We start from the raw sequence: 25,400 nt of genomic DNA, 5'->3' as shown, positions 1-25,400 counted from the left end.
CGAGACCGCACAGGACCCCGTCATGAGCACCGGCAGGTGCACACTGGATGACGAGAGAAGTCCCGATTGCGCCGGATGTCCGGCTGTGCGGGGTGGTGCAGGATGCGAAGCCGTTTCCGGAGCGACCGGCAGCTGACCGTACGCATGGGGGTCACGCTGTTCCTGCTCGGACTGCTGTACGTGGCGTTCGTGGCCGCGCTGATCGCCCTGCTGAAGTCCTGGGTGCTGGTCGTGGTGATCGCGGCGGGTGCGCTCATCGCCCAGTACTGGTTCTCCGACCGGATCGCCCTGTTCGCGATGCACGGCCGGGTGGTGGAGCGGGAGGAGAGTCCCGAGCTGCACGCGGTGGTCGACCGGCTGTGCGCCCTCGCGGACATGCCCCGGCCGACGATCGCCGTGTCCAACATGGACATGCCGAACGCATTCGCGACGGGGCGGAATCCGGATCACGCGGTGGTGTGTGTGACGACCGGGCTGCTGCGCCGGCTGGAGCCCTCGGAGCTGGAGGGCGTCCTCGCGCACGAGCTGTCCCATGTGGCGCACAAGGACGTCGCCGTGATCACGGTCGCCTCCTTCCTCGGCGTGCTCGCGGGGCTGATCGTACGGTTCGCCTTCTACTCGCAGCTCCTCGGACGGGACCGCAAGGACCAGAACACCCTGGCGGTCCTCGCCATGGTGATGGGCGTCTCGGCGGCCGTGTACGTGATCAGCTTCCTGCTGATCCGGGCGCTGTCCCGGTACCGTGAACTGGCCGCGGACCGGGCGGCGGCCCTGCTGACCGGACGGCCCTCGGCACTGGCGTCCGCACTGACCAAGGTCACGGGCGACATCGCGAGGATCCCGTCCCAGGACCTGCGCACCGCCCAGGCCTTCAACGCCTTCTACTTCACCCCGGCGCTGGGCTCCGGCCCCAGCATCGCCCGGCTCTTCTCCACCCATCCGAGCCTGGAGCAGCGGCTGGAGCAGCTGGGCCGGATCTCCGCCGAGCTGGGCGAGGCCGCGGCACCGGGGAAGGCGGGCTGAGCATGGGGCTCCTGGACATCCTGCTCGGCCGTTCGAAACCCGCCCGGCCCGACCTGGACCAGCTGTTCGCGCTGCCGTCGGCGGCGGTGACGCTGCAGGCGGCGGCCGGTTTCACCCCGACCGGGCAGGGCGCGGTGTGCTTCGCCACGGTCGAGGGCGCGGCCTTCGAGCAGATCCACCGCGAGGTCCAGGCCCTCCTGGACGCCGACGCCGGCCGCTCGGGCCCGCCCGTGGAACTCACCCGGGACTCCTACGGCTACTCCTGGCTGGTCTCCCGCCGCACCCCGGACCAGCTGCCGGACCTGGTCAACGACCTGCACGCGGTGAACAGCGCACTGGAGTCCCAGGGCTTCGGCCCCCAGCTGCTGTGCTCCCTGACCGGTTTCCACGACGGCACCGGCCGCCGCCTGGCGCTGGTCTACCTGTACAAACGGGGGACCTTCTACCCCTTCGCCCCGCTCCCCGGCCGGGCGCGGCGCCGTGACAACGCGCTCGAACTCCAGATCAAGGCCACCCTCGAGAACGACCTGCGCGTCGAGCAGGACCTGGGCCGCTGGTTCCCGGTCTGGGGCGCCCCCGGCCTGTGACCCCCGCCGCGGCCCGTGTCCAGCTCGGGGCCGGTGTCAGTGGCGCCAGGAGACCTGGGACGATCCGCTCACGGACGATCCGCTCATTGCTCCTTCCGGGGCAGCCGGTGCCGCGCATCCGGGCGGTGGAGGCCCTGCGGGTCAGGCAGGGCGTCTTGGGGAACCTCCACGGTTGCAGGGCGGGACCGGCGACCTGGCGCACGACGCGTTCCCTGACCCGGGAGCAGCTCATCGCGCACATCCAGCGCTGGGAGGCCGAACTGGCGCGGCTGAAGGACAACCATGGCTGAGGCCGGCGACTTCTTCCTCGCCGATTGTGCGACATCCCGTGAGTTCCGTTGCCGAGTCCGTAGTCAGGTCTCAGCGTCCCGGGCATTTCGGCCCGGAAGGTCCGTCGCATCACCGAAGCGTCAGGACTTCGGCGTGAGTACGGTCTCTCGTTTCCGTCTGCCGCTGCCGCGGCGGGGTTGCGCCACCTGCCCGCCCCGCACTCGTCGTGCGACGGGTGCGGGTGGCGCGGGTCTTCTGGTCGGCTCCGCAAGGCTTCGACACCGCCGGGGCGGTGCCCTGGTCTCCGGCCACTCCGGTACCAGTCATGCAGGCCGTCGCGAGAGCGGCGAGGTTGAGTGCGGCGTTGTCGTCCCGGTCGATGACCAGGCCGCAGGCGTCGCATTCATACGTCCGGACGTGCAGCGGCGGCTTGGCGTTCACCGCGCCGCACTTGGAACAGGTCTTCGAGGAGGGGTACCAGCGGTCAGCCGCGATCATGCGGGTGGCGCGGCGCGGACGGGTCTTGTACGTGAGCCGGCGGCGGATCTCGCCGAATCCGGCGTCGGCGATGCGGCGGGCGAGGCGCCGGTTGCGGAGCATGCCGGCGGCGTTGAGGTCTTCGACCACGACCGTGCCGTACTCGGCCGCCACGCTGGTGGTGAGCTTGTGGAGGGCATCCTCGCGGAGGTTCGCCACCCGGTGGTGGATCTTGTTCCGCTGGGCGTTGGCCTTCTCCCACCGGCGGGACGGCTTCTGCCCGGTTTGCCGGTCGGGGCCCTGGCGGCGGGAGACGACGCGGGACGCGCGGCGCAGCCGCTTGAGCGCGGTGTCGTAGTGCTGTGGATTGGTGACGGTACGGATCTCGCCGGTGCTGTCGGCCATCACCGCGAGGGTTTTCACCCCGAGGCCGGTGCCGACCGCCACGTGCGGGCGTGCCACGCGTTGCAGGTCGCGCTTGACCTCGGCCTGGAACGACACGAACCAGCGTCCCTGCTCATGCCCTACCGTGGCGGACAGGATTCGCGCGGTCCCGGCCTGGACACCGGCGAGGAGCTTCACGGTCGGCTCATGGTACGGATCGTGCCCGGCCTCGGCAGCGTCACATGCCGGCCGCCGTCGTCCACGCGGATCGCGCCCGTGGTGAACCGGCAGGAAAGACGCGCCTTCCGCTTCGGCTTGAACCGCGGCGTGCCCATCCGCTTGTCGCGCCGCTTGCCGTTCTTCGGCTTCGCGTAGTTGTCGAACGCGGCAGCAGCGTTCGCCAGCCCGGTGTTGTACGCCTCCTTGGAGTTGGCCTCCCACCAACCGGCAAAGCCGGGGTCGGTGTGCCTGGCGGCGTTGAACGCCTTCCGCAGGGCGGGCAGCGACCACGGCCGCCACTCGGTCAGCGACGCCTCGGCGACTTTGCAGGACTCCTCCGCACGGCGCTGCCACCAGGAGGCGGTCACCCAGCCCACAGCCCAGTCGCAGGCGACCCGCGCGGCACCGCAGTGCGATCGCGGCGCTGCCTCCTGGGAGGCGTTCGGGTCCGGGGCGAACCGGAACGCCTGCACCTGGAACCCCGGCTGCGGGCGGAACTTCCTCACCCGCCGTCCTCGCCGGTCGCCACGGCCACCGCGCGGGCAGCCCGGTTCTTCGCAGCCCGCCGCCCGTGCAGGCGCGCACATCGAGGTCAATGCCTCGGTGATGTCCCGCACCAGGCCGTCGGTGGTCCCGGTGGGGTCCAGGACGACCAGCCACGTCCCGGACGGCGCCTGGCGGACCGGAACCGGCATCTTCCCGTCCTTCACCCACCGCCACGCAGGCTGGTGACTCACGCCCTGCCGCCGGGCCCACTCCGAGAGCTTCACAAGGCCGACGCACACAAGACACACGACCAGAGATGACTATGAATGACTACGAAGTCTGTAGCGGCTTTCACCCCCTGAGCCCAGCTGAGGTCCTGCCCCGGTGGCCAGGGGTTCCACCTCTTCCTGGGGGCTTGCAATCGAGTGACGTAACCTCGGGATTCTTGAAGCGTTCTCATCGTGTCCGACCGGTGCGCGGTCGGGCCGAAGGTGAGGAGGCTCGGGTCGGCGCCGGCTGTCGTACGTGACCCGCGCGAGTTTTGTGATCCGGTCTCTGCGGAGGAGCCGGAGCAGTTCGAGACCGGCGTGCTGGCCGGATTCGTTCTTGCGCGGGCCTCGGCTGCGAGACCGGCGATCTGCTGATCCCCGAGCCCGAGAAGGTCAAGCGTGCGGGCCGGCAGGTCGGTGTTCAGGAAGCCACGACCGGGACGACGGTTCCGGCCGTCGTGCCCAAGCGACGGGACGGCCGCTCTCTGCCGCCGGTGTGACTTCGCCACCGCCACGATGGGAAAGATCAGCGACAACAAGCCGACGGCCTCCTGCACGGGCCGTTTCGCCTGGGGACAGCCCGGCCGGTTCTGCCGCGGCTGCTGCACCTGCGGCCGGCAACACGCCGTCGGCCAGTGTGCCGGCTGCCGCCGAGAGGTCCCCGTCGACAGCCAGTGCGGCTGCTGCCGGCTCTGCCGGGCCCAGGCGACCTGGGCAATCAAGGCCGGCGGCAAGGCATCAGTGATCGAGCGGATACTGCAGCGGCCCACACGTCCGCCACACCCTCAACGCCTGAACCCAATAAGTTTCTGATCACATAAGAGCGCTCGCACCCTGGCCGCCCCATGACTGAAATTTGACCGTTCACTCGGTGGCCGAATTAACCCCGTCTCTTCGGTGGCCGGTTTTGGCCAACTGCCGAATTGCATGGCCGGCGCACTTGTCTTCACCGCAGGGCTCATCAATCATGGCTGGGGCGCCTGGCAATGTCTCTGGCTTGAGGGAGCTGATGTGATGGCAGTGACTTCGTCCGACTCGGCGGATGTTCCAGGCTTACCGGTCCCGACCACGATCGCCATCGCGGGTGCCGATTTCGGGTGGGGCAGCGGCGGAAAACTCAGTGCGGTCATTACGGCGCTGCGTGCACACTCGCCCCGTCCGCTGCGTTTCGTTGGGCTGAGTTCCAAGTTGGGCCGACCCCTGCTTGCCGAGTCGGGCGTGGACCGGTGGCACGACAGCGGGGACGATCCGGCAGCAGCCGCCAAACTGGCCGGAGAAGAAGGCGCGGCAGCGGCCCTGGTGGTACTCGAAGGGCCGACGGCCAGCGCGCTGCAGGACGCCGGAATTCCGACCGTTTTCGTGGACAGCCTGCCGTTCCTGTGGACGGAAGGAGACCGCAGGTCTCTGCCCTTCCACGCATCGGTCTACTGTGCCCAGCGCTGCCTCCAAATACCCGACGCCAGCCGGGACATTCTCGCGGATGTGAAGAACCTTCAGTGGGTGGAGGCTATTGTGGCGCCGGGCATCGCGACTCGTCCCGCGCCTTCCTCCGGCAAAGCAACGGCACCGTGTTCCCCACGGCGGGCCCTGGTCAACTTCGGTGGTCTCCAGTCGCCCACCTTGGCCGACTGGACAAATTATCCACGCGCCGTATTGGGTCCCGTCCTCGACGCGCTCGTCGCCTACGGAATACGGGAGGTGCATATCGCGGGAAATCTCCCGCCGGGATTTCTCGCCCACGTGTCCCCCGCGCACGCACAGATGAAAACCATCAGCTGTGCGCCCCTGGGCCACCGTGAGTTCCTGGAACGACTCGCCGCTGCCGACGTGCTGCTGACCTCACCAGGGTTGACCACGCTGTTGGAAGCGGGCGCGCTGGCCATCCCAGTGGTGTGTCTGCCGCCGCAAAACCTCAGCCAGATCTTCAACGGCCGGTTCCACAGCCAGGCGACCGGCGCCGACACCCAGGTCCGCTGGCCCGAGCACGTCTTCTCCGTGGACGCCGTCCTCGCAGACCGCACGGTCTCCGAGGAGGACGCGCTGCGCGTGATCTACGCCGGCATCGCCGCCGCGGCCGGGGACGCCGGCGTACGCAGCGCCATACGCGACCAGGTGCTCTCCGCACTTCGGCGGGCGGAGGACGGCGCCGACTGGACCGGTCTCACCACCGCCCTCGGCAGGTCCGGAGCCGCACAGGTGGCGGACCATGTGCTCGCCCTCCTTGTACGAGGAAAGCCAGCGGGAGCTTCGCAGACATCTCAGCCGGCCGACTGATCGGAGAGCGCACACCATGACTGAACGCGGCGCTGTCGCGGTTGCCTCGTCCAACGGACGTCAACGGTACTTGTTCATCCGGATCCTTGAGGCGTGCAACGCGGACTGCTTCATGTGCGAGTTCGCCCTGTCGCGGGACACCTACCGCTTCACCACCGGCGACTTCGCCGCGCTCCTGCCCGCAGCCATCGAGGCCGGAGTGGGCTATGTGCGCTTCACCGGCGGGGAGCCTCTGATGCACCCCGACCTCGCCGCCCTGGTGCGCGCGGGTACTGACGCCGGAATGCGGATGTCGGTCATAACCAACGGCATGATGCTCCCGCGGCAGATCGAGCGGCTCGCCGAAGCCGGGCTCGCGCAGGTCATCGTGAGCCTCGACGGCTCCTCCGCCGACACCCATGACGTCTACCGCCGCTCTCCCGGCATGTTCGACAACGGGCTGCGGGGCCTGCGCCGGGCCGCTGCGCTGGGCGTACTGCCACGGGTCAACACGGTCGTCGGCCCGCACAACTACCAGCAGATGCCCGAACTCCAGCGGATTCTCACCGACGCCGGAGTCCGCCAGTGGGAGCTGTCCCCCATCAAACTGGACCGCGGCATCAAATACCCCGACCCGGAGCATGTGCGCACGGTCTGCGACCCGATCTACGAGGCCGACCCCGACACGCTGCTGGTGCCGCTCGGCAAACGGTTTTACGGGGACACCCCGGAGGAGCAGGAACTGTTCTTCTCGGACTCCGTCACGCCCCGGCCGACCGGCCCCGTGTGTCATGTCGTGGAAGACGTCATCTACATCGACGCCAAGAACGAGCGTACGTACGGGTGCAGCTGCCTGCCTCACCGGGAGGACGGCGACATCGGTGGTGCGCCGCTGCGCGATGGCGACGTCATCGCGTTGGATACACCGGCCTTCCGCAGACACGTCGCCCACTTCCGAGCGGTTGGCCCACGCAGCTGCAACGGCTGCTCCACGACGGCCGCCGGATACAGCGACGACATCGCTCGCCTGGGGGCTGTGCGGCCGTGGCAGTACTGAATCCGCTGCGGGTGCTCCTGGTCGACGATCCGGGACGGCTCGACGCGCTGACCGCCCGCCGCCGCGTCGCCGTCCACCTCACCGAGGCGGACGTGGCCTACCGTCCCCACCCGATGGACCCGCGTGCCAGGCCTTGGCAAGGAGCACCCCCGCAGGTCGCCCTGGTATGCGACGCACCGAAAGCGGCGGAGGAACTCACCGCACAAGGTGTCCCCGTGGTGTACCTGCACTGCGGTCACCGCACCGGGCCGGTGCCTGCCGTCGCGGCCGTGGTCCAGCAGATCCAGGGGCCCGCCCGGCTGCCGGTTCCCACGGACACCACCGGCGGCCCGGGCCGCTGCGGAGTGCTCGCCCCCGCCCGGACGGCCCGCGCACGTTCGCGTGCTGGATGCCTGGTCCTGGTGTCCGCTGCTGACGCTCGCGCCGAGCACCTCGCCGCCTACACGGACGACGTACTGCGCCCCCTGGTCACCCGGGCCGCCGCCGGCCCCGGCGGCTGCGACCTGGTGTGCGACACCGGGCTGCCCACCGTGCGGAACGCGCTTCCCAGCATGTCCGGGCTGCGCTTGCACGTCGCCGCGGACGTGGACGTGGACGCCCTGCACGCCAGAGCCGAAACCTGCCACGCCTCGCCCACTTGGTCCGCCGTGGCGCTGGCCCGGGCCCGCAAGGCTCCCCTCGAACTGCTGCCGCCGCTCGGTCCGGCCCAGCGCGACTTGGCCGAGCGTCTGCAAGCGCCGCCGGACACCGGCGCGGCAGCCCGGATCACGGGCGACATCACCGATGACGACCTGCGCGGCGCCCAGCGGATCGCCCGGAAACTACGTCAACTCGCCATGGTGCCGCCCTCGATGTGACATCTCGGCTCCGCTGAGCCGCCGCTCGTCCGAGCAACTGCGCCGACAAGACCGTACGGCCCTGTGTTCCCCTGGATGGGAGAAGCCCGATGCCTTATCCGAGCAAGCAGGCTGACACCACCGCGCCGTCCATCACACGCGAAACCATTCCCGACGAGCAGTGGAACGACTGGCGCTGGCACATGCGCAAGCGCATCAACACGGCCGAGAAAGCCCGCCAGTGGATCAACCTCACCGCCGATGAGGAAAAGGCCATGGCGGAGACCGCCGGGAAGTACCGGTGGTCCATCACCCCCTACTATGCGTCGCTGATGGACCCGGACGACCCTCTCTGTCCGGTCCGGCAGCAGGCGGTGCCCGCCCTGAGCGAGTTGATGGAGCACACCGGTGCGGACATCGACCCGGTGGGCGACATGTTCTACCGCAAGACCAACCGGGTGGTGCACAAATACCCGGACCGGGCCATCCTGCTCGTGACGGAGACATGCCCGGTCTATTGCCGGCACTGCACGCGCAAGTTCCACACCACCGAGGTCGACGGCACGTACTTCGAGAAGAACGAGGGCGAGGACCTCGATGACGACCTGCGGTACATAGCCGAACACCCCGAGATCCGTGATGTCCTGCTGACCGGGGGAGATCCCCTGTCGTATCGGGACGACAGGCTGGAGGAGATCATCAGTGGCCTGCGGGCCATTCCCAGTGTCGAGATCATCCGGATCGGTTCGCGCTTTCCGGTGCTGCTGCCGCAGCGCATTACCGACGAGTTGTGCGCGATGCTCGCTCGGTACCATCCCGTCTGGCTCAACACCCACTTCAACCATCCCAAGGAGATCACTCCGGAGGCGGAGCGGGCCATCGACCGGTTACTGGGGCACGGCATTCCAGTGGGAAACCAGACGGTGCTGCTGCGCGGCGTCAACGACGACGTCGCGACCATGCGCTTCCTCATGACGGAACTTCTGCGTATCCGCGTACGCCCCTATTACCTGTACCACTGCGACAACGTGACAGGTGTCTCCCACTTCATGACGTCCGTGGAAAAGGGATGGGAGATCATGGAGGGACTCCAGGGCCACATCACCGGCTTCGGAGTTCCGCAGTACGTCCTCACCACCCGGCTGGGGAAGATTCCCATGGCGCAGCCTTGTCACCGTCTCACCTCGGAAGGGCTTGTGCTGCGCAACTACAAGGGGCAGGAAATGGTCGTCGACAGCGCGGCCTGCCCCCTGACGGAAGCGGACCTGGATCGCGACCCGGCCGCAAGGGAGAAGGGGCGTGACCGGAAATGACCATGGACAAGCGGCTCGGCCAGCGTTTCCTTCCCTACGGTGCGAACTACCTCGACTGGTCCGACATGAGCGAACTGCGCGCGGCTGTCGAGCAGAAAGTGCTGTTCCGCTACCAAACCGAGTCCGAAAGCATGGCCAGCCGGCTGGAACGCCGAGTGGCGGAAGAATTCGGCGTCAGCCATGTGCTGGCCGTCCACAACTGCACCGAGGCCCTGCGACTCGCGCTGATCAGCACCCGGCCCCGTACCGGGGATGTCGTCTACATCCCTGCCGTCACCTTCGTGGCCGTGGCCGGAGCCGTTCTGTCGACCGGCCTGATACCGGTGCCGGTCGATGTGGACGACTCCTTCGCCCTCGACGCCTCGCTCCTGCCCTCCGACGCCCAACGGGTGATCGTCGCTCACATGGAAGGCGCGGTGGCACCACTGCCGGCCGGCGTGCCCTATGTGATCGAGGACGCCGCGCAGGCACTCGGAGCCTCCTTCCCCGACGGCCGACCGGTCGGCACGGCCGGGTACGCCGGAGCCTTCAGCTTCCACCACAACAAGGTCCTCACCTCCGGAGAAGGCGGTCTGCTGGTGACCGGCGACCGGGCGGTGTGGGAGGTGATGCGCTGCTACCACGACCACGGGTCGGCCCGGCAGCCCGGCCACTACCCCACCTGGAACGACGACGCCTACTACGGCGAGAACTTCGTCACCAGCGAGGAAGTGGCCGCCATCCAGCTCCAGCAGTTCCGGCACCTCGGCAGGATCGTGGACGGGCTGGCACGGCACTACCGCATCGCCGTCGCAGAGTTGCCCCAACGCCCGGACATCACGCTCCTGCCCAGGAGCGCGGGCGATGTCAAGACAAGCCTCAGACTGCGCATGGAAAGCCCTGAGCTGCGGGACGCGGCGGTCACTCTTCTCACTCGTCGCGGCATCGCCAACTGGACCCTCAACAAATACCTGCTGCCGGAACACCCGGTGCTCCAGGGCCGGCGTTCTCTCTACGCCGACGGCTTTCCCTGGAACCTCGCTGAGGGCATTCCCCGTGCTCTCAGCCGTGACGGATTCGCCCGGACGAGGTCACTGCTGGACCGCACCCTGTGCGTGCCCTTGTCGCCCGAGTTGTCCGAGAGCGAACAGGTCCTTGCGGCGAAGGCCCTGCGACAGACGCTGGAGGAGCTGTGAGCGGCGCCCTGCTGATGGTCGACGACCGCGCGTGCAGCTTCACCCGCTACGCGGCCCGCGAGCGCCCCCACGAGCTCGTGCTGCTGCGGTTCGAGGAGGTCCGCGGCGACCTGTCGGAACAGTACCTGCGGGAGACCGCTCACCTCCCGGCGTTCTGGGTGCGCGCGGACGTACCGCTCGAAGCGGAGGTGGAACGCTACCTGGACTGGGTCGCGGACCAGCCGCTGCAGCCGACCCGGTTCTGCAATCCGTCCGAACCTCGCCAGCACATCGCGCAGCGGTTCGCCGCCCTGGCCGGACTCCCTCATCTGAGTGCCGAACAGGTCGAGTGGGTGCGTGACAAAGCAGCCATGAAGGACAAGTTCCGTCGACTTGGTCTGCGCACCGCCTCCTATCAGCGCATCCACCACGCCACCGAGGTTCTCGACTTCGCCGGCGTCCACGGCTGGCCCGTGGTGCTGAAACCCGTGGATTCCTTCGCGTGCATCGACACCTACCTGCTCAACGGCCCCGACGACCTGCGACAGGTCGATCTGACGGCCCGTCGCTGGCTCGTGGAGGCGTACGTCGGGGGCACCGAGTGGGAAGCGTGTGCTCTGGTCTTCGACGGTGAGGTCATGGACGTCTGGCCCAGCGCCATGCCCAGCCGGCCGCTCGACATCGTGGCCGGCGCCATGAACGCCAACATCAGCGTCGGCGCCGGGCCGGGCCCCAGCTCGGATGTGCACGGCCTGGTGGAGCGCATCGTCCACGGCATGGGGATCGACCACGGCTATGTGCACCTCGAGTTCTTCGAGGCGGACGGGGAGGTCTACGCCAGTGAGGTCGGTGTCCGGGTGGCCGGCTGCGAGATCACCGCCAATCACGGGCACGCCTACGGCTTCGATGTGTTCGGCGCCGTGCTGGACGCCTACCAGGGGCGCCGCCCGGTCCTGGCCTACACCGCGCGCCGATGCGTGGGCGACCTGCTGCTGCCGATGCCGCGTTCCGGGATCGTCCGGGCCGTCACCTCGCGGCAGGAACTGCTGGATCTGCCGGGCGTCATCGAGGCCGAGCTGCGCGTGGCACCGGGTGACCGGGTCCATGCGCGCCGCGCCTCGCACAACGCCTGCGGATATGTCCATGTCGCCGGCACCACCGCCGTCGAGGTCGAAAAACGAATGCAATACGTGCTGGATCGGTTCTCAATAGACATCGAGTAAGCCAACTGTCCTGAGCCCGGCCCGCCGCTTCAACGCAAGCTCCGTCAGTTCCCTGAGATCAGATTCCCGAAACGAAAGAAGTCCAGCCACGATGATCGGGACAGTCCGGCAGTTCTTCCGGCTTTTCACCCGCCCCCAGGCAGCCCGGCCAGTGATCTGGAGCGTGGTGTCCCGTCTGCCGGTCTATCTCGTGTCACTCGCCCTCATTCTGGTGGTGCGCGAGCAAGGCGGCGGCTATCCGGAAGCCGGACTGGTTTCGGCTCTGTACACGGTGGGCATGGCGTTGGGCAGCCCGCTCATCGCCCGGCGAATGGACCGAACAGGCCCGAGAGCCGTTCTGCTCACGACGGGGCTGACATATCCGGCGGCGCTCACCGCCCTCGTGTGGGGGACGGGCCCTGCAAGCCCGGCCCAACTCGCACTGGCCGTCCTCGCCGGAATCGCCCTGCCTCCGGCCAACGCCTTCATGCGTACGTTGTGGGCGCGCTTACCGCTCACCGACGAAGAGCGGGACACCGCCTACCTCTGGGAGGCGACCCTCACCGAGCTGCTCATTGTCGGCGCACCACTGATCTTCGCCGGTGTCATGGTCGTCGGGTCGGCCGCGGAGGCCCTCACCGTCGTGGCCGCCGTGGGCGGTGCGGGCGCGATCGGGCTGGCCTTCACGCCGTTCACCCGCGCGGGCTCCGACGACGCCTCCCCTGCATCACGACAGGCCCCCCGCCGGGTGTGGGGGCCGCTTGCGAACCGGGACGTACAGGCTGTGATTCTCGTGGTCGGCGTGGCATCCGTGCCCATCGGCCTGATGACGCTGGCCATCCCCGCACTGGTGGGGGAGTTCGGCTCGCCCGACGCCACAGGGGTGGTCTACGCCTGTTGGGGCGTCGGAAGCGCGGTCGGGGCGCTGTCACTGGGCCGCATGCAGTCCGCACAGCCGGCGCACGAGCGGTTCCCCCGGCTGCTGCTGATGTATGCCGTGGGAGCCGCACTGCCCGTGGCGGCCACGTCCGAGCTGACCCTCGGGCTGGCCCTGGCGGTGGGCGGCGCCCCCATCGCCTTGGTGTCCGCATGCGAGATGACGCTGGTCAGTCGACTGGCCGACCCGCAGCAGCAGGCCGAGACGTTCACATGGGTCGCCCTGGCCACCGTGACCGGCGACGCAGTGGGCCAGCAGACGGCCGGCCTCCTCGTCGATCCGCTGGGAGCCCGTACGGTCTTCCCGGTCGCGGCGGGCCTGTGCCTGGCCGCGATGGCCATGGCCTTCGCATTCCGCGGACGGTTTGCCCACCCCACCTCACCCCACGTTCACGCCAACTGAGCGGCCCCGCACCCGGAAGCCGTTCAGGGAAACAGGAAGAAGAGAAGTGATCTCAAAGCAGTTCGGCGGGACCGGAAACCCCCTTGCCTCCGACCCGGACGACAGCACGGCCGGCGCTTGTCACGTGTCTGTATTCCAGCCCGTGGAACAAGCCGAACTACCTCAAGCGGTACAGGAGTTTCTGAAGGACCCCGCCGGCGGCCGGATCCCCCTGGTGGTCACCGGGCGCCCCGATCTGACCGCATCGACGGAACTCGCCCGGCACCTCTACGACGGCACCCTGCTCCCGGACCCGGTCGACCACGCCGTCCTGCTGGACGAGCCCGCCGACCTGCCGGACGGGCTCGTCGACCTCGTCCGGCCCCTGGCCCGGAACTGGTTGTCTCCCGCCGACCTGGACCGCTTCGGCCACGAGACGCACGGCACGCTCCTGGTCGTGGGAACCTATCCCCGACTGCGGCTGGACCCGCTCCGCGCCCTGCTCCACCGCAGCTACCGCGCGCCGGACGTCGGCCTGTCCTTCCTCAGCGGCCGGGACTGGCGTTCGCTGCTGTGGAACGTCGCCAAACAGTACGCCCGGACCGACGGCACCCTGACCCGGTCCGGTCTGTTCACCGACACCGATCGGCCGGCTCCCGTGGCAGGCGTGCACACCTACGACGACCGCGACTTCGAGCGCACCGACATCCAGGCCGCCATCCTCGACCACCGCTGGCGTTCCGTCGTCTTCCAGGGACACGGCAAGGACGACAGCATCAACCTCGGCGAGTTCACCATCTGCGGTCTGAACCCCACCGCACCCCGCGACCTCGGCGCGCTGGGCCCCCGCTGTGCCTACGGGCTGCCCTGCTACAAACCCGAAGACAAGCTGGTGCCGCTCAACCAGGTGCGGGCGGCGGAGGTCGTCCTCAGCGCCTGCAACAGCGGTCCCCTGTCCGACCTGGCGCTCTACGATCCCCGGTACCAGCTGCTGCTCAACGCCCTGGACGGCCCCGCGCGCACGGTGGTCTCGGCCGTCTCGGTGCATGACTCGGACCGCCCGGAGAACATCGCCTGGATGCGGGGAACAGGCACCGGCGCAGACTCGGTGGACGTCCTCAACGCGAGCCTGGCCGGCTCGCACCCCTACCCGGCTTTCATGAGGTTCGGGCTGCCCTCCGTCCGGAGCGCGGACCTGCCCGCTCCTCAGCCTTTCGACCACCGGCCCGACGATTTGGTGCTCACCGCTGGCACCCGGCTCACCGCTCTGCTCACCGGTGAACTACTGCCGCCCCAGGACCCGCTGCGGCCGAGGCTGGAGAAACTGGCCCGCAAAGTCGATCAGTGGGTGGCCCGGCCGACCAGCCTGGCCAGCCAGTCGGAACGGGAGATCCGCGCTTCCCTCACCGCCGATCTGCAGTCCCTCGACCACGTCATCGCTCAGCAGGTTGCCGCCGCGCCGGAGACCGAGCTGATGAACTACCCCGCCTACTTCGGTGACCGCAGCCGCTTGGACGAACACGTCGACGAGGTCGTCTGCCACTGCGGCCGGCCGGCCCAGCGCTTCACCCGGCGCGGCCTCCTGCCGCACATCCTCGACACCGTCTGCGTGGTGTGCCTGCGGTGCGGAGACGTCGTCTTCCGCGTCCCCGGCGCCCCCGAACTCCAGGCGTATGCCGCGGACGAGGTCGCCGCAGGCGAGGTGCTCGACGTACGCGCCCACCTGACCGCGGCTCGACCGGGACCCGTACGCCTGGGGCTGTTCGTCCCCAGCTATCTGCGCGACGACACCGTTGTCGAACCCGCCGTCACGAAGATCAAGGGATCGGACCGGGAAGCCCGCGAGGTGTCCTTCCGCGTGCATGTGGCGCCCGGCACCGCTCCCCAGGCCTACTACTTCACCGTCTTCGCCGTGCAAGACCTCGCGATCACCACCGCCCGGCGGCACTTCGGTGTCGTTCCGCGGCAGAACCGGCCGAACCCCCTCCCGAAAGGACAGCCATGACCCGACCCGGCACCGGCCACACCGACGACACCGCCGCCGAGGAGAACAGCGCCAAGCCCGAGATCCGGCTCATCGAGACCGATGGCGAAGTCACCCTGAGCATCGGCGGCGAGCAGGCCATGCAGGAGTGGGAACGGGACCTGATGTGGGCCAGCGCGGACTTACTGTGCCAGTACGGCCACGACTTCTACGAGGTCGGACTGGGCCTCGGCCTGTCCGCGCTGCGCATCGCCACGAACCCCGCCACCCGCAGCCACACCGTGCTCGAGATCTTCGACGAAGTGGAGGAGTTGTTCCGGGCCAGGCACCCGGAGCTTCCCCCCACTCTGTCCATCGAGCGCGGTGACTTCTTCCAGCGCATCCACGACCTTCCCACGGAGAGCATCGACGGCATGTTCTTCGACCCGGCGCTCGACATGGAGGTGTGGAAGGACAAAGAGCTGTGGGCAAGAACCATGCCCCAGGTGGTGCGTGTACTGCGCCCTGGCGGCGTCTTCATCCCCTTCTTCAGCACCAGGCCGGAACTGCGCTGGCAATACGTGGACCACTTCCGCCGCATCCACGTCGAGCGGCACACCTACACGGCGTACGACACCACCGAGTACACCTACGGCACCAGTGGCAACGCCTACATCCAGTGCTTCATCAAGGACTGACCAAAGCCCTGCCGTACCGACCGAGCCCGTCCGTCCGGAGGCCTGAACGATGACCGCTCCGTCCAACGCTCCTCGACCCGCCCTGCCCGGCGTCAACAGCATCTTCCTCGCCGGCCCCTTCATGGGACTGGTCGACTCGGCCACGGGCCGAATGCCCGATGCGGCCTGCCGCCCGTTCACCGTGCTGATCGAGCACTTCGAACAGTACGGCATCCAGGTCTACAACGCGCACCGCCGCGAGGCCTGGGGCGAGGAGGTGTTGGCCCCTGCCGAGTGCACCGCGCTCGATCAGAAGGAAATAGAGAACGCGGATGTCTTCGTCGCCATCCCCGGTATCCCGCCCTCGCCCGGCACACACATCGAGATGGGCTGGGCCAGCGTCCTCGGCAAGCCGATCGTGCTGCTCATGGAGGAGGGGAGAGAGGAGGAGTACGGGTATCTCGTCCGCGGGCTCGGCTCGGTGGCTACCGTCGAGTTCGTGTACGTCACCGACATCGCCTCGGCCTTGGCGGACATCGACGCGGCCATTCGCCGGGCCGTCAGCCGGCTCCCCGCCTCCGCCTGACCAGCCCTGACGCACCCGACCGGCGCCGACCGCACGAACACTGCGGTGGGCGCCGACTGCTCGTTGGAAAGCGACCGGTGAGAAGGAGACGAGCGGTGAGCATGTACGAGCACGGCTGGCTGGACGTCTGGGGCGACTCGGACGCCGTACGCGATCTGCTGTTCCGCGGCCTGTTCGCACTGATCACACTCATGGCCGCCTGGGGACCGCTCCGCGAACTGGGCTCCGGCGGCGGGTGGCGATCCGGCACTCTCGGAGCACGCGCCGGTGACCGGCTCTCCAGCCGGGCCGGCCGAACCACGCTGGGACTGCTGCTGGCGGTGTCGGCCGGGGCCTTCACCGCCGGCGTGGCGCTCTGGGCGGCACTCGTGCTCCTGGCGGCCGGCTTTCATCTGCTGGTAGTGGTGTATCTCTCCCAGGAGCACTCCGGGTACACCACCGAGGAGGACGACGGCACCAAGACCTTCCACGTCCACCACCACCTGCACCTGCTGGGAATGACGCTGCTGGCCATGGTGTGCACGGTGGGCGTCCTCGGCCCGGCAGGGGCCGCAGGCCCGGGCACCTCACACGCGGCTCAGGCATTGTGGGGAGCCATCGCGGCGCACTATGTCGTGGCGGCCGTCGCCAAGGTCCGCAAGCGCGGCCTTCGGTGGCCCGACCGAAGGCTGTTCCCCTTCTACCTCACGCTGTTCGCCCGCTACAGCGCCGGAGATGGACAGCCGCTCCCGGAACGTGGCCCAGCCCGTGCTCTGACCCTCCATCCCCAATGGGGTGTGCTGCTGCTCTGGGCCGCGCTGCTCCTGGAGTTCAGCACGCCGGTGATGCTGATCGGCTACGGTCCCCGGCTCGTGATCGCTGTCTCCCTGGTGGTCTTCCATCTGTGCTGCCGGTGGTGGCTGATGGTCGACTTCCGTGAGAACGCCATGCTCGCCGCCCTCGCGGCCCTGCCCCTGCCCCACGACGGGCACGGGCTCCTGGCACCGGAGTCGGCCGCTGTCCCGCTCGCCGTGGCGGCGGCCTGTGCGGCCGTGTCGCTGATCCTGGGCGACCGGGTCTACCCCTTCTCCAGCCTGCCCATGTTCACTGCCCCCTACCGGCCCGCCACGGTGATCTCCCTGCGCTCACCCGACGGCACCGTCGTCCACCCCGCGCCGGCCCACCTCGGCAGCACTACATCCGCGCTCTCCCGCCAATACGACGCCGCTGCTGCCCGGAACCAGGTCGAGGCGTTCCTCGCCGAGCTGCGTGACACCGCCGCCGCACGCGGAACGCCTCTGCCCGGCGAAGCCGTCCTGTGGCGGGAAGTCGTCACCGTGTCGCCAGAGGGCAGGGTCGACATCAGCCAGACGCCTCTTGAGCGGCATCCCGGCGCCGGCCCGTCGAGTTCCACCGCCGCCGACTGACACTCCACGGACCGGGACCGGACCGGGAAGGGGGGCAGGAGTGGGCTCGGCAAAGAACGTGCCACGCCCGTCCGCTTCCCGTCCTTGCCGGCCCCTCCCCGATCCGGCGCCTTACCCGATCCACGACCCACCTGCCCGGCGTCGGCCGCGGGCCACGCCTTCCTCGTCCAGGTCGAGCCGGATCAGGCCCGAGCCGGGCATCCAGCCGCTGATCGTGGTGACATGCTCCCCCGGTCCTTCAGCTGCCAGAGCCACGAGGGAGGGATGGAACGCACAGCGCACGTGGCGATCACGGTGTCGTACTCCGCGCCGTCCTGGTGCCCGCGCAGGCCGTCTCCGACGACGAGACGGGGCGCGCAGTCGGCTGCCTGAAGCCGGTGGGCGGCTGCGGCACCGTGACGGCCTGGGCGTCGGGCCGCGAGAACTGTCCGTTCTCCTCCGCACGTTCATGATGCGCGCGGCCGGACTGGAGTGGTACGAGCAGGGCGACGTATGGGACCGCGTCATCACGAACGAACACCGCTCGGCCATCAACGACGCACCTGCGGACCTCCTCACCAGGCGTGCGAAGGAGATCCGCCCCCTGCTCCTTGCCGACAGCGACGCCATGCTCCGCCCCGACGGGCTCCTGGAGCCCATCGCCGAGTGGGCCGCCGCCTTCCAGAGTGCGGGGCAGGCACTCAGCGATGCCGTTCAGGAAGGCACACTCAACCGCGGGCTGAGACAGGTGCCCGGCTATCACGTGATCTTCCGCTGGAACCGGCTCGGACTGTCCATCCGCGGACAGAGCATCCTGGCCCGGGCAGCCAGGGCCGCCATCCTCCACCACGACAACCGGACATGACCGGCCGTGGACTGTAACGCCCGGCGCGCTGACTCCGTCCATTGAACGAGGCCGGCGTGAGCACTCGGCCACGATCCGATGTATCGCCGCTGGGAGGAATGCGACTGTGCCGGCTCCGGTTCTCGACGGAACCGGGCAGCTCTTCTTCGAGCCGTTCGCGGACCTCTTCTCAACGCCCCTGGAAGAGCCAACGCCGCCGACCGTCGAGGAGCTGGAACGGCCCCTTGCCCGCATCTGGATCGTGGCGGCCGAGATCAAGGCCGAGGAGCGCATTGCGAAGCCCGCCGCATCAAGGCCACCCTCGAGAACGACCTGCGCATCGAGCAGGACCTGGGCCGCTGGTTCCCGGTCTGGGGCGCCCCCGGCTTGTGACCGCCGTGGCCGCCGCCGCGGCGTGTCCCGCGCGGGCCGGTGTCAGTGGCACGGGGCAGGATGCCGTTCTGACGGATACGGCACGACAAGCGCGACAACCACGGGCGGGAGGCCTGATGGGCAGGGAGCCGCGGTACATCGGGGTGGCGGAGCGACGGGCCAGACTGGCATGGCGGCACCGGCTGGCCGGCGGGGCGGAGGCGGCGACACCGGAGGAGGTCGCCCAGTCGCTGGTGGCGCTGCACGGGACGGATCCGGCGACGGTGTATCTGGGGGTGGGCGCCCGGCTGGCGGAGCCGGGCGGGACGGTGGAGCGGACGGAGCGCGCGCTGTACGAGGACCGCACGCTGGTGCGGATGCACGGGATGCGGAACACCGTGTTCGTCTTCCCGGCCGAGCTGACCGCCGTGGTGCATGCCTCGACCGGTCTCGCCGTCGCCGCCCGGGCACGTGCCGCGTTGATCAAGGACATGGCGGAGGCGGGGGCGCCGGACGAGGCCTGGCTGAAGGAGGTCGAGGAGTCGACGCTGGCCGCGCTGGCCCGCCGCGGCCAGGCCACGGCGGCCGAACTCGCCCAGGACGAGCCGCGGCTGCGGGAGCGGTTCGTGTACGCGGCCGGGAAGAGCTACGAGGCCGTGCACACCGTCTCCTCGCGGCTGCTGCGCGTCCTGGGAGCGGAGGGCAGGATCGTCCGGGGCCGGCCGCTCGGGTCCTGGACCTCCTCACAGTTCCGCTGGGCTCTCGCCCCCGCGCACCCCGGACTCGACCCGGCAGAGGCCCAGGCGGTGCTGCTGCGCCGCTGGCTGGCCTCCTGCGGCCCGGCGACCGAGGCCGATCTGACGTGGTGGACGGGGTGGCGGGTGACGGACGTACGGCGGGCGCTGGCCGCGGCGGGGGCGCACGAGGTGCGGGTGGACGAGGGCACGGCGTACGTCGCCGAGGACGACGTCGCCCCGGTCGCCGGGCCGGACGAGCCGTGGGCGGCGCTGCTGCCGGCCCTCGACCCCACGGCGATGGGCTGGCGGCAACGGGACTGGTACCTCCCGTCGGCGCTGCGGCCCCGCCTGTTCGACCGCAGCGGCAATGTGGGCCCGACAGTGTGGTGGAACGGGCGGGTCGTCGGCGCCTGGGCCCAGCGTCCCGACGGCGAGATCGTCTGGCGGATCCTGGACCGGGAGGGGGTCGGCGCGGAAGCGGAGGCGGCAATCGCCCGGCGGGCGGAGGGCCTGCGGGCCCTGCTGGGTCCGACGAGGGTCACGCCTCGCTTCCGGACGCCGCTGGAGAAGGAACTGGCGGCATAGCGCGGTGCTCACCGGGCGCCTCGTGGACGCAGGGCGCCCGGTGGCCCCGGCTCAGCTCGAGCAGCGCATCAGCTCCCGCACCATGCGGCACGTCGTGTCCGACGGCGGGTGGACGCCGATGAGCTCCGCGGTGCTGCGGATCGTCTCGTTGCGGGCCTGGTGCGGCAGATAGACGCCCAGGTCGAGCAGGGCGATGGCGAGCCGCATCGCCTTCAGACGGCGGTTGTGGGTGATGTACCACTCGCGCGGGCGCCCCGCCGGCAACGGTCGCTTCCGCACGGGTTCGTAGGGCAGGTCGAGCAGGACGGGACGCTTCGCGGTGGACTGGGTCGGCTTCGGCTTCAGTGCGGCAGCGGGCACAGGCATCCTCCTGTCGCAGTGGGAGCGCCATGGAAAGACTTCCCGCAACGCTCTCGAACACTGCCTCCAGTCTACTGCTCGGCACTGACATCGGACAGGGCCACGAAGCCAGCGAATATGCAGGTCAGACGGCATTTTGCGGCCCTGTCACAGCTGCTGCGCACGGGGCTTGCGAGGCGGCGGAAAATCGAACAGGCGGCTCCGCCGGAGCGTACGCGGGCACCCGTGGGGCGCCCGGCCGATACCGTGGGGCGCATGGAGATCTGGATCAACCCGGCCTGTTCCAAGTGCCGCAGCGCGCTCACCCTGCTCGACGCCGAGGGCGCCGACTACACCGTCCGCCGCTATCTGGAGGACGTGCCGACCGAGGACGAGATCCGGGAGGTGCTCGACCGCCTCGGACTGGAGCCGTGGGACATCACCCGGATGCAGGAGGCCGCCGCGAAGGAGCTCGGGATGAAGGAGTGGCCGCGGGACGCCGGGGCGCGTGACCGCTGGATCGCGGCGCTGGCCGAGCACCCCAAGCTGATCCAGCGGCCGATCATCACCGCCGACGACGGCACCGCGGTGGTGGCCCGGACGGAGGAGGCGGTACGGGACGCACTCGGACGGAAATAGCCCACACCACCCCCACACGTGACCCAGGTCACAGCGACTGACTCCTGTAACCGCTGAGTAACTTCGTTCGGCGTCTCGTACATAGCGGCGTACGCCCCCCTACCCCATTGGAGGAGGCGCGCATGTCGCGCAAGAGAACTCTCAGCACGAAGAAGAAGATCGCGCTGCTGGCCAGTGCCGCGGTGGTGGCGGGAGGCGGAGCCATCACCATGGCGGCCACGTCCAACGCCTCGCAGCCGGACAACGCGCGCACCCTGTCCGCCGGGGACTCGACGGTCTGCCAGGGGCTCGCCACCGCCCTCGGCAACAACCAGCGGTTCATCGAGGACCAGCGGGCCAACCCGGACGCGCAGTCCGAGGCACGGATCGCCAACCGTCAGGCGGTCATCGAGGAGATCAAGCGCAAGCAGGCCGCGTCCGGGTGCACGGTGGGGGAGTCGGCTCAGGGCTCCCAGGCCGGGCAGCAGGCCGGACAGCAGAACGGCCAGCAGAACGGCCAGCAGAACGGGCAGGCGGGTCAGCAGGGCGGCGGCCAGGCGGGTGAGCAGGCCGGCGGTGGTGCGCAGGCCGGCGACGCGGGGAACGCGGGCGGTGGCGCCGCGGCCTCCGGCCAGCAGGTCTGCCAGGGCTCCACGGTGACGCTCTCGGGTGAGGGCGGCGCGCCGGCGGCGTCCAGCAACCAGTTCCCGGCGGGCACGACGCTGAAGGTCACCAACCTGGACAACAACAAGTCCATCACGGTGAAGGTCACGTCCGTCTCCGGCAGCTGCGTCCTGCTCAACAACGCGGCCTTCGAGCAGGTCCGCGAGCCCGGCAAGTTCCTGATCCGCCGTGCGCTGATCGAGAAGGTGGGCTGACGCCCGGGCCCACGGGAGACCGGTGAGATGCCGGCCCCGGGCCGGCACACCGTGCGTCCGGTCATGGTCCCGCTGCTCCGGCCAGGAGCGGCGGGACCTGTGCGTCGGGGCCGCAGTGCCGCGGACACCCCTCGCCGTGACCGCGTTGCCGGTGACGCGTGCCATGACGTGCGCGAGGCGCGGGTACGGCTCTGGCTGCACTGCGGGCACCTCACCCGGGCCCGGCTCGTCGAGGCGGCCGGGGAGTACTGGTGGACGGTGACGAACGGCCCGTGTCACGCCCGCGGGCACAGCGGCTGGTGGACCGGCTCCGGCTGGAGAGACCGGCCGAGCAGGAGACATGGGAAGGGCCCACCGATCCCGACCGGCTCACCCGGGCGGTCCGGGGGCACGGGCTCATGCTCTTCCACGGCGGCTTCGACGGCTCCGCCGCCACCACGGCCGCCGTCGGCCATGAGGTCGTCTCCGCCCTCACCGCGTCCGGGCTGTCCACGCTGTGGGACGGAAGCCCGGACGAGGCGATCATGGTCAAGCCTCTGACCTGGCACAAACGTCCGACGGGGTGAGCTGCGCAACGTCGGGTTGACGCCGGGAGGCGTCCGAAGCGTGAGAGGGACTCCTGCGACGGCGCGAAGTCTGTTTGAATGAGGGCATGGCCGGTTTCCAGAAGTGCACCCTGACGGGTCGTCACGACCTCGAGCCCTTCTGGCCCTCACGTCAGCATCACGACTTCGACCGGGTGTGTTGTCGCGCGTTCAGCGCGTCGGCCCGGTAAAGCCGCACACCCCTGGCCCTCGGCCGGCGCGAGACGACGTACGTCCCTCGGCGTGCCCGATCACGAACTCGCGGCCGTCGATCCTTCCGACGACCCTCGCGCGAAAGAGCTGACCCCTCATGGCGACCCCTCGTTCTCTGACCACCGTCCCCTCCCCTGCTCCCGCCCGGCACCGGCTGCGCGCCGTGGACCGGGACGAGACTCCCGACCTCACGGATCTGCTGCCGCCGGGCACCACCTGGCTGCCGGCTCCGCAGCACATCCTGCCCGCGCTGCCGGGCCGGCCGCCGATGGTCGGCTACCTGGTGCTGGTGCCCGCCGACCGGCAGCCGCCGTTCCTGCCGGTGGCCGTGCCCGACCAGCCGGAGACCGGCGAGGCCGACGAGACCGGCAAGGCCGCCGACGAGAGCGGCGACCCGCTCATCCGCATCGACCCCGTACGGCGCACCGCCGAGGTGGCCGGGCGTGAACTCGACCTCACCTACCTGGAGTTCGAGCTGCTCGCACACCTCGTCGCGCACCCGCACCGGGTCCACACCCGCGACCAGCTGGTCACCACGGTCTGGGGCTACGGCCACGTGGGCGACGGCCGCACCGTCGACGTCCACATCGCCCGCCTGCGCCGCAAGCTGGGCGCCGAGTACCGCACGGCGATCCGGACGGTGCGCCGCGTGGGCTACAAGTACGTCCCGCCGACCGGACACTGAATCCTCTCGCTCCTCTCCCTCTCTTCTGTCTCTGTTCCCGGCGGATCCGGTCCCGTCCCACGGCCGCGCAGGACACGGTCACCGGCATGAGACCTCTGGTGCCGGGCGGCACGGGGTTCGTGGGACGGGCCGGCGCCGAACCGGCACCCCGGCGCGGCTGGGAAGTGACCGTCCTCCACCGGGGACGGCACGGACCTCCGGCCGGGGTGCGGTCGTTGTACGACGCCCCGCACCGCGCGGATGTCCCGCGCCCGCTGGAGACGGGGCCGGTGGGCCGGCCGACCGCCCAAGGGGCTCGGCCCGGCGCCGGAGGCGAGGGGCCCGAAGCCGCCGGCCGCTGACCACTGCAGGTGAGATCGAAGCAACTGACCGTGTGCAAAAGGCAGTTGAAACGTGCCGGGCCAAAAAATCTCTGATTGATTCGTGAGTCGGCTGAACACCTCTGGGGTCGCATCCGTATGAAGAGGAGCCGCTTCACTCCTGTCGGGCGCCTCGATGCTGCCCCACAAGGAAGTTCAGAGGAGTTCCATGGGACGCAACACACGAAAACGCCGTATGCCGCTGGCCACCAAGGCCATTGCCGGGGTGGCGGCCCTAGCGCTCGGTGGGGGCGGGCTGGTCTGGGCGAACTACTACGCGTCCGCGGGCGAGTCGAAGAACAACGCACTGGGCAGCCGGACGAAGGCCGTCAACGCGCAGATCGCGACGATCTCGTGCCCGGACGTCGGTCAGCAGCTCACCAACGTGCCGGAGCAGGCACGTGGTGAGGTCGACGGCGAGCTCGCCACGCTCGACCGTCAGATCACCGATGCCTACCAGACTCTGGCGACCACCCGGGACGCCCAGGCCAGGGACCCCAAGTACGTCCAGAACGTCATCCTGGGCCCGCTGAAGGACCGGCGGAAGGTGATCCTCGACCGGATCAGGCTGGAGATCAACCGGGCCGGCGGCAGGGCCCCCGGTGACCTGGACCGGTTCGCCCCCTGCACCGGCCGCCCCGCCGAGCAGCCGCTGCCGACCGACGGCCAGAACGGCGGCGGCCAGAACGGCGGCAACCAGAACGGTGGCGGTCAGAACGGCGGCGGCCAGGACCAGGGCCAGCTCCCGAACGACAACGGCAACGGCGCCGCGGGTCCGTTCGCCGAGGACTTCATCGACATCAAGGACGTCCCGCCGAACTCGCGCAACCTGCCGAACGGTCTGGCCGCCAACGGCAACACCGGGTCCACCGGCTCCTTCACCACGAAGTGTGGTGTCAACGAGAACAAGCTGCGCAACAGCGACAACATCATCGTGGCCCCCGGTGTCGCGAACGGCGCGCACCACATGCACGACTACGTCGGCAACCAGAGCAACAACGCGTTCTCCAGCGACGAGGACCTGCTCGCCGCCGAGACCAGCTGCCAGAACAAGGGCGACAAGTCCTCGTACTTCTGGCCGGTGCTGCGCGTGCAGGACGGCACCAGGGAGGTCGACGCCGACGCCGACGGCGGTGGCGCCGAGGGCAACGTCGGCCGGATCATCCAGGTCGAGGAGGCCCAGATCCGGTTCGTCGGCAACAAGAAGAGCAAGGTCGTCCCGATGCCGAAGCTGATGCGCATCATCACCGGCGACGCCAAGTCCTTCACCAACGGCCTGAAGAACGCCAACACCTCGTACAGCTGCACCGGCTTCGAGGACCGGCAGTCCACGGACAAGTACGTGCTGTGCCCCGAGGGCAGCAAGCTCGTGCGCACGGCCAACTTCCAGAGCTGCTGGGACGGCAAGAACGCCGACAGCGCCAACCACCGTGACCACGTGGCGTTCGTCCGGCCGGACGGCAGCTGCCCGGAGGGCTTCAAGGCCATCCCGCAGCTCCAGGTCCGCCTGGTGTACGACGTTCCCATGCCGATCATCGAGAACGGTCAGATCAAGAACCCGTACGCCGTGGACAGCTTCCCGGAGCAGCTGCACAAGCCGATCACCGACCACAACGACTTCGTCAACGTCATGGACGAGCGGCTGATGAACAGGGTGGTCAAGTGCATCAACCAGGGCAGGCAGTGCACCTGATCCCCGGCCGTCCGCTGAGGACTGACCACTGAAG

24 protein-coding genes and 3 pseudogenes are annotated in these 25,400 nt (G+C 69.5%); 23 read left to right on the top strand and 4 right to left on the bottom strand.

The genetic code is table 11. The features are described from left to right. Window positions 1-102: 102 nt before the first annotated feature. From htpX to ABD224_RS04655, 3 genes are all read left to right on the top strand, one after another. Window positions 103-1,023 carry a zinc metalloprotease HtpX gene (htpX, locus tag ABD224_RS04665; RefSeq protein WP_344047050.1) on the top strand — a complete coding sequence of 307 codons (921 nt, stop codon included), beginning with the start codon at window positions 103-105 and terminating at the stop codon, window positions 1,021-1,023. A gap of 2 nt (window positions 1,024-1,025) precedes the next feature. Continuing rightward, window positions 1,026-1,610: a PspA-associated protein PspAB gene (gene pspAB, locus ABD224_RS04660; RefSeq protein WP_344047048.1), complete on the top strand. Its 585-nt coding sequence runs from the start codon at window positions 1,026-1,028 to the stop codon at window positions 1,608-1,610. A gap of 86 nt (window positions 1,611-1,696) precedes the next feature. Then, window positions 1,697-1,900: a hypothetical protein gene (locus ABD224_RS04655; RefSeq protein WP_344047046.1), complete on the top strand. Its 204-nt coding sequence runs from the start codon at window positions 1,697-1,699 to the stop codon at window positions 1,898-1,900. A 109-nt stretch (window positions 1,901-2,009) separates the two neighbouring features. Here ABD224_RS04655 and ABD224_RS04650 read toward each other — a convergent pair whose 3' ends face one another. Further along, the gene (locus ABD224_RS04650) at window positions 2,010-2,939 is read right to left on the bottom strand and encodes an RNA-guided endonuclease TnpB family protein (RefSeq protein ID WP_344047044.1); all 930 of its coding nucleotides are present in this window, start codon (window positions 2,937-2,939) and stop codon (window positions 2,010-2,012) included. A gap of 671 nt (window positions 2,940-3,610) precedes the next feature. After that, window positions 3,611-3,730 (bottom strand): annotated as a pseudogene (locus tag ABD224_RS04635) (IS607-like element ISCARN56 family transposase); the annotation flags it as partial. 999 nt (window positions 3,731-4,729) lie between these two features. Here ABD224_RS04635 and ABD224_RS04630 point away from each other — a divergent pair. The 11 genes from ABD224_RS04630 to ABD224_RS04580 all read left to right on the top strand — a co-directional run bounded on the left by ABD224_RS04630 (window position 4,730) and on the right by ABD224_RS04580 (window position 17,480). Then, window positions 4,730-5,989 carry a hydroxymethylcytosylglucuronate/cytosylglucuronate synthase gene (locus ABD224_RS04630; protein WP_344047040.1) on the top strand — a complete coding sequence of 420 codons (1,260 nt, stop codon included), beginning with the start codon at window positions 4,730-4,732 and terminating at the stop codon, window positions 5,987-5,989. Window positions 5,990-6,005: 16 nt separating this feature from the next. Further along, complete coding sequence (blsE, locus tag ABD224_RS04625; RefSeq protein WP_344047038.1) at window positions 6,006-7,025, top strand: cytosylglucuronate decarboxylase; 1,020 nt, start codon at window positions 6,006-6,008, stop codon at window positions 7,023-7,025. Next, window positions 7,013-7,882, top strand: coding sequence for a CGA synthase-related protein (blsF, locus tag ABD224_RS04620; protein WP_344047036.1), 870 nt, complete (start codon window positions 7,013-7,015; stop codon window positions 7,880-7,882). Before blsE ends, blsF begins: the two co-directional genes overlap by 13 nt. 89 nt (window positions 7,883-7,971) lie before the next feature. After that, window positions 7,972-9,174, top strand: coding sequence for an arginine 2,3-aminomutase (gene blsG, locus ABD224_RS04615; RefSeq protein WP_344047034.1), 1,203 nt, complete (start codon window positions 7,972-7,974; stop codon window positions 9,172-9,174). Next, entirely contained in the window at window positions 9,171-10,349 is a 1,179-nt protein-coding gene (locus ABD224_RS04610) for a DegT/DnrJ/EryC1/StrS family aminotransferase (protein WP_344047032.1), read from the top strand. Before blsG ends, ABD224_RS04610 begins: the two co-directional genes overlap by 4 nt. Beyond that, a complete protein-coding gene (locus ABD224_RS04605; protein WP_344047030.1) occupies window positions 10,346-11,551 on the top strand; it encodes an ATP-grasp domain-containing protein in 1,206 nt (401 codons plus the stop codon). The genes ABD224_RS04610 and ABD224_RS04605 overlap by 4 nt, the downstream gene beginning before the upstream one ends. Window positions 11,552-11,642: 91 nt before the next feature. After that, a complete protein-coding gene (locus ABD224_RS04600; protein ID WP_344047028.1) occupies window positions 11,643-12,869 on the top strand; it encodes an MFS transporter in 1,227 nt (408 codons plus the stop codon). Window positions 12,870-12,993: 124 nt separating this feature from the next. Then, window positions 12,994-14,853, top strand: a complete 1,860-nt coding sequence (locus ABD224_RS04595; RefSeq protein ID WP_344047026.1) for a hypothetical protein — start codon at window positions 12,994-12,996, stop codon at window positions 14,851-14,853. Further along, entirely contained in the window at window positions 14,850-15,509 is a 660-nt protein-coding gene (locus tag ABD224_RS04590; protein ID WP_344047024.1) for a class I SAM-dependent methyltransferase, read from the top strand. Before ABD224_RS04595 ends, ABD224_RS04590 begins: the two co-directional genes overlap by 4 nt. A gap of 49 nt (window positions 15,510-15,558) precedes the next feature. Further along, window positions 15,559-16,074 carry a nucleoside 2-deoxyribosyltransferase gene (locus tag ABD224_RS04585; protein ID WP_344047021.1) on the top strand — a complete coding sequence of 172 codons (516 nt, stop codon included), beginning with the start codon at window positions 15,559-15,561 and terminating at the stop codon, window positions 16,072-16,074. Between the two features lie 95 nt (window positions 16,075-16,169). Next, on the top strand, window positions 16,170-17,480 hold the full coding sequence (locus ABD224_RS04580; RefSeq protein WP_344047019.1) for a hypothetical protein: 1,311 nt from the start codon (window positions 16,170-16,172) through the stop codon (window positions 17,478-17,480). A gap of 111 nt (window positions 17,481-17,591) precedes the next feature. Here ABD224_RS04580 and ABD224_RS04575 read toward each other — a convergent pair whose 3' ends face one another. Further along, on the bottom strand, window positions 17,592-17,735 hold the full coding sequence (locus ABD224_RS04575; RefSeq protein WP_344047138.1) for a hypothetical protein: 144 nt from the start codon (window positions 17,733-17,735) through the stop codon (window positions 17,592-17,594). Window positions 17,736-17,844: 109 nt separating this feature from the next. On the opposite strand from ABD224_RS04575, the gene ABD224_RS04570 reads away from it, so the two are divergent. From ABD224_RS04570 to ABD224_RS04565, 3 genes and pseudogenes are all read left to right on the top strand, one after another. Next, the gene (locus tag ABD224_RS04570; protein WP_344047134.1) at window positions 17,845-18,324 is read left to right on the top strand and encodes a thiopeptide-type bacteriocin biosynthesis protein; all 480 of its coding nucleotides are present in this window, start codon (window positions 17,845-17,847) and stop codon (window positions 18,322-18,324) included. Between the two features lie 219 nt (window positions 18,325-18,543). Further along, a pseudogene (gene pspAB / locus ABD224_RS29420) lies at window positions 18,544-18,696 on the top strand (PspA-associated protein PspAB); the annotation flags it as partial. A 116-nt stretch (window positions 18,697-18,812) separates the two neighbouring features. After that, window positions 18,813-19,997, top strand: a complete 1,185-nt coding sequence (locus ABD224_RS04565; RefSeq protein ID WP_344047017.1) for a winged helix DNA-binding domain-containing protein — start codon at window positions 18,813-18,815, stop codon at window positions 19,995-19,997. A gap of 51 nt (window positions 19,998-20,048) precedes the next feature. Here the strand turns inward: ABD224_RS04565 and ABD224_RS04560 are convergent, their stop codons facing one another. Further along, window positions 20,049-20,357: a hypothetical protein gene (locus ABD224_RS04560; RefSeq protein ID WP_086794359.1), complete on the bottom strand. Its 309-nt coding sequence runs from the start codon at window positions 20,355-20,357 to the stop codon at window positions 20,049-20,051. A gap of 255 nt (window positions 20,358-20,612) precedes the next feature. On the opposite strand from ABD224_RS04560, the gene ABD224_RS04555 reads away from it, so the two are divergent. The 6 genes and pseudogenes from ABD224_RS04555 to ABD224_RS04530 all read left to right on the top strand — a co-directional run bounded on the left by ABD224_RS04555 (window position 20,613) and on the right by ABD224_RS04530 (window position 25,366). After that, window positions 20,613-20,975, top strand: coding sequence for an arsenate reductase family protein (locus ABD224_RS04555; protein WP_344047013.1), 363 nt, complete (start codon window positions 20,613-20,615; stop codon window positions 20,973-20,975). 122 nt (window positions 20,976-21,097) lie between these two features. Then, window positions 21,098-21,832, top strand: a complete 735-nt coding sequence (locus ABD224_RS04550) for a hypothetical protein (protein ID WP_344047011.1) — start codon at window positions 21,098-21,100, stop codon at window positions 21,830-21,832. A gap of 251 nt (window positions 21,833-22,083) precedes the next feature. Next, the gene (locus ABD224_RS04545) at window positions 22,084-22,398 is read left to right on the top strand and encodes a DUF6891 domain-containing protein (protein WP_344047009.1); all 315 of its coding nucleotides are present in this window, start codon (window positions 22,084-22,086) and stop codon (window positions 22,396-22,398) included. Window positions 22,399-22,726: 328 nt separating this feature from the next. Further along, entirely contained in the window at window positions 22,727-23,314 is a 588-nt protein-coding gene (locus ABD224_RS04540) for a winged helix-turn-helix domain-containing protein (protein WP_344047007.1), read from the top strand. An 86-nt stretch (window positions 23,315-23,400) separates the two neighbouring features. Continuing rightward, window positions 23,401-23,535 (top strand): annotated as a pseudogene (locus tag ABD224_RS04535) (reductase); the annotation flags it as partial. A 307-nt stretch (window positions 23,536-23,842) separates the two neighbouring features. Then, a complete protein-coding gene (locus ABD224_RS04530; RefSeq protein ID WP_344047005.1) occupies window positions 23,843-25,366 on the top strand; it encodes a DUF1996 domain-containing protein in 1,524 nt (507 codons plus the stop codon). Window positions 25,367-25,400 lie beyond the last annotated feature (34 nt).

It is taken from the genome of Streptomyces thermoalcalitolerans, assembly GCF_039525155.1.
GTDB classification, from domain to species: Bacteria; Actinomycetota; Actinomycetes; order Streptomycetales; family Streptomycetaceae; genus Streptomyces; species Streptomyces thermovulgaris.
The sequence above is the reverse complement of the archived record's forward strand: the minus strand, read 5'-3'. Positions and strand labels throughout refer to the sequence as shown.